This window comes from Actinoplanes sp. NPDC048791 (genome assembly GCF_040650095.1).
Lineage (GTDB): Bacteria > Actinomycetota > Actinomycetes > Mycobacteriales > Micromonosporaceae > Actinoplanes.
Genome location: NZ_JBEZGQ010000861.1, coordinates 1 through 3,580, shown reverse-complemented (window position 1 = coordinate 3,580; position 3,580 = coordinate 1). Strand labels below are relative to the sequence as shown.

At 71.0% G+C, this 3,580-nt stretch carries 4 protein-coding genes; 3 read left to right on the top strand and 1 reads right to left on the bottom strand.

All coding sequences use genetic code 11. The annotated features are described in order from the left end of the window. Nucleotides 1-249 precede the first annotated feature (249 nt). The 3 genes from AB0C29_RS38590 to AB0C29_RS38580 are packed head-to-tail and all read left to right on the top strand — an operon-like array spanning nt 250 to nt 2,485. A complete protein-coding gene (locus AB0C29_RS38590) occupies nt 250-645 on the top strand; it encodes a GntR family transcriptional regulator (RefSeq protein ID WP_360831359.1) in 396 nt (131 codons plus the stop codon). Further along, entirely contained in the window at nt 642-1,541 is a 900-nt protein-coding gene (locus tag AB0C29_RS38585; protein WP_360831356.1) for an ABC transporter ATP-binding protein, read from the top strand. Before AB0C29_RS38590 ends, AB0C29_RS38585 begins: the two co-directional genes overlap by 4 nt. Beyond that, nucleotides 1,538-2,485, top strand: a complete 948-nt coding sequence (locus AB0C29_RS38580; protein ID WP_360831353.1) for an ABC transporter permease subunit — start codon at nt 1,538-1,540, stop codon at nt 2,483-2,485. The genes AB0C29_RS38585 and AB0C29_RS38580 overlap by 4 nt, the downstream gene beginning before the upstream one ends. A gap of 35 nt (nt 2,486-2,520) precedes the next feature. Here the strand turns inward: AB0C29_RS38580 and AB0C29_RS38575 are convergent. Then, on the bottom strand, nt 2,521-3,580 hold a 1,060-nt coding region (locus AB0C29_RS38575), incomplete at its 5' end, for a hypothetical protein (protein ID WP_360831350.1).

Here is a 3,580-nt window from a genome sequence, read left to right as displayed (position 1 = left end):
CTGCCCGCCGCGAAGGTGCCGGCCGTGGCCCCGGCGGGAGCCGCCGCGAGCGTGAGCCCCAGCGCGCCGGCCGCCAGCAGTGTTACCCGCCCGATGTTGCGCATCTGTTGCTCCCCCGAGGTCGTGCATCCGTGTCCAGGTAGACGCTAGGGGGATCGGAGATGACCTTGCTCCCCCTTCCGTGCCAGATGGGTTTGCCACGTCGACCTCTGCATTACTATGTTACTAGTAGAGCAGTAGGGAGCTACCGTGTTCGTCTTCCGGCTCGACACCCACTCCGGCGTGCCGCCGTACCTGCAACTCGTCCAGCAGGTCCGCCAGGCGGTGCTGCTGGGCTTTCTCCAACCCGGTGATCGCCTCCCGCTCATCCGCGAGGTGGTCGAGGAGCTGGCGATCAATCCGAACACCGTCGCCAAGGCGTACCGGCAGATGGAGCAGGAGAACCTGGTCACCGGCCGGCCCGGCCAGGGCACGTTCGTCGATGAGCAGCAGTCGGCCGCGATGTCGGCCTCGACGTACACGTCGCTGCGCCGCGGCCTGGCGACCTGGTTGCGCCGCGCCCACGCGGCCGGCCTCGACGAGCAGGCGGTCAACGCACTTTTCGCCTCCGTCCACCAGCAGATGAGGAACGAGGACGTGGCGTGACAGCGACCGGGTTCGCGCTGCGCACCGACGGTGTGGGCAAGCGGTACCGGAAGGGCTGGGCGCTGCGCGACTGCACCCTGGCCCTGCCGGCGGGCGGCGTGATCGCCCTGGTCGGGCCGAACGGCGCGGGCAAGACCACGCTGCTGCGCCTGGTCGTCGGGCTGCTGGCCCCGAGCACCGGCACGGTCGAGGTCCTCGGCCACGACGTCACCGCCAGCACCCCGCAGACGCTGTCCCGGGTCGGGTTTTTGGCCCAGGACCACCCGCTGTACAAGCGCTTCACCGTCGCCGAGATGCTCCGCTTCGGCCGGGCCTGCAACCTGCGGTTCGACCAGGGGCTGGCCGAGCGCCGGCTGGCGAAGCTGGGCATCCCGCTCGACCGCCGGGCCGGTACGCTCTCCGGCGGCCAGCAGGCCCAGGTCGCGTTGGCTCTGGCCCTGGCCAAGCGACCGGACCTGCTGGTCCTCGACGAGCCGGTGGCCAGCCTCGACCCGCTGGCCCGGCACGAGTTCATGCAGGTCCTCATGGGCGCGGTGGCCGAAGGCGGAGTGACCGTCCTGTTCTCCTCCCACGTCGTGCACGAGCTGGAGCGCGTCTGCGACCACCTGGTCGTGCTCAACCAGGGCCGGGTCACGCTCACCGGTGACATCGACGCCCTCCTCGCCGAGCACCGGCTGCTCGTCGGCCCGCGCACGGCCACCGACCTCGACCGGGCGGGCACCGTCGTGGAGGCCGTCCACAGCGACCGGCACACGACCCTGCTGGTACGCGACGGCGGGATCCCGGCCGCGCCGGGGTGGCAGGCCCAGCCGGTCGCGCTGGAGGACCTGGTGCTGGCGTACCTGCGCCGGACGTCCGAGCCGAGCGCCGCGGTCCCGTCGGGGGTGGCGTCATGACGTGGTTGATCTGGCGTCAGCACCGGACCGAGGTCTGCGTCCTGGGTCTGCTGGTCGGCGTGTTCGGCATCGCCCTGCTCGTGCTCGGGACGCAGGCCCACGACCTGTTCCCCGGCGGTCCCGCCCGGTGTGCGGGAGAGGCCGGTGTCAACGAGGCCTGCACGGCCTCCTTCCGCCGGCTCGACGAGGAGTTCGGGTACGTCGAGAACCTCCTGGCGGCCTTCTATCTGGTCCCCGTCGTGATCGGTGCGTTCCTCGGTGCGCCGCTGCTCGCGCGTGAACTGGAGGACGGCACCTGGCAGCTCGCCTGGACGCAGGCCGTGCCGCGGATGCGCTGGCTGGCCGCCAAGCTCGTGGCACTGGCCGGCGTCACCGTCGCGCTCACCGGGTTATTCACCGCGGAGCTCACCTGGTTCCGTCAGCCGTTCGACGCGTGGGAAGGGCGGTTCCAGTACGACGCCTTCGACCTGGAGGGATTTGTTCCGGTGGCGTACGCGCTGTTCGCGTTCGGCGTCGCCACCGCCGCCGGGGCGATCCTGCGGCGCAGCCTGCCCGCGTTCGGTGTCGCGTTCGGGGCGTTCCTCGCCGCTCGGATGGCGGTGGCGCTGCTGGCCCGGCCCGCGTACGCCACGCCGCTGACCACCCTGGAGCCGGTCGGAGTCGGCGGCTCCGGCTTCGCTGGCTGGATGATCGAACGCGGCTACGCGGACACCACCGGGCGCAGGCTGAGCTCGACCGAGTACTACGAGCTGGAGGACGCCGCCGACCGGGCCGGCGCCAACCTCAACCAGTTCCTGCACGCGCGGGGCATCCAGCAGTACGGGGTCTACCACCCGGCCGACCGGTTCTGGACATTCCAGCTCATCGAGGCGGCCCTGTTCGTCGCCGCCGCGGCGGTCCTGATCAGTGTGGTGGTGTGGCGGGTACGGCGCCGCATGATCTAGCTTCCTGCGGTGACCGGGACCGCGACGCAACCGGGTCAGAAGTTGTCGATCCTGGTCAGCGTGGTGACCTCACCGTCGGTGGTGGTGACCGCGACCAGACCACCCTCCTCCTTCCCGGCCAGCCACTTGGTGAACTTGGACGCGGAGATCGAGTCACCGGCGCCGGCGCGCACCGAGACGATGTCGTCCCCGCCGCCGACGTTCTCCCACGCCGTCAGCTTCGGCGGGGACCGGACCGGGATCGTCACCTTCGTGTCGCTCTCGACGACCTGGAACGGGTCGCTGCACTTGATGTCGTCCGGGTCGATCTTGAACTGCCGGCAGTAGTCCGCACTGTCCATCACGAGCACCGGCTGAGCCACCGCGGAGTGCGCGACCGGATCGTACGAGTAGAGCTCCACCACCGACTGGCTGGAGCCGGTCGTCGGATCGGTGAATTTCGCCGGCTGACCCACCACCGGCGACCGGAGATCGACGTTCGCGAAGGCCACTGTGGCGTCCTCCGCGCTCGCCTCGTTGAGCGTTCCGAGCGCGACCCGGCCCGCGACCAGCTGCGGGTCGGTGACCGGCATGCTCAGCACGGGCGCGCCGTCGACAGTCACCTCGGCCGTGCCGTTGTGCACGGAGATGCCGGCCCGGTGCGTTCGCCCCACCCGGAACGCGTTCGAGGCGACCCGCTGCTCCGAGTTGAACCCGTTCCCCGAGCTCTCGTCGATCCCGAGCCGGATCTCGCTCTCGCAGAACGAGGCCACGTAACCGTGCCGGTCGATCAACCGGAACCAGATCACGGCGCAGGCGCCCTCGGTGACGATGCCGACGTCGACCGCGATCGTCTGGTCGCCGGCGAACGAGTCCGGTGGCCCCTTGCACTGGTAGAGGGTGGACATATGGGTGGTCGCCAGCATCCGGTCGCGGAAGGTGCACCACCCGTCGGCGTTGCCGGCAGCCCGGTCGGCCTTCCACAGGCCGCGCCGGTCGAGGTGGTCGGACACGCCCGGCCCTTGGATCCGGAGCGGGCCCGACGCGGCCACCGCCGATCCGGGCGTGGCCGACGCCGCGGGCTGCGACGCCGACGGCGAGGCGCTGGGCGCGAAC

Coding starts and splice junctions, on each gene's coding strand:
- AB0C29_RS38580 (WP_360831353.1), top strand. CDS start 1,538: ATGACGTGGTTGATCTGGCGTCAGCACCGGACCGAGGTCTGCGTCCTG.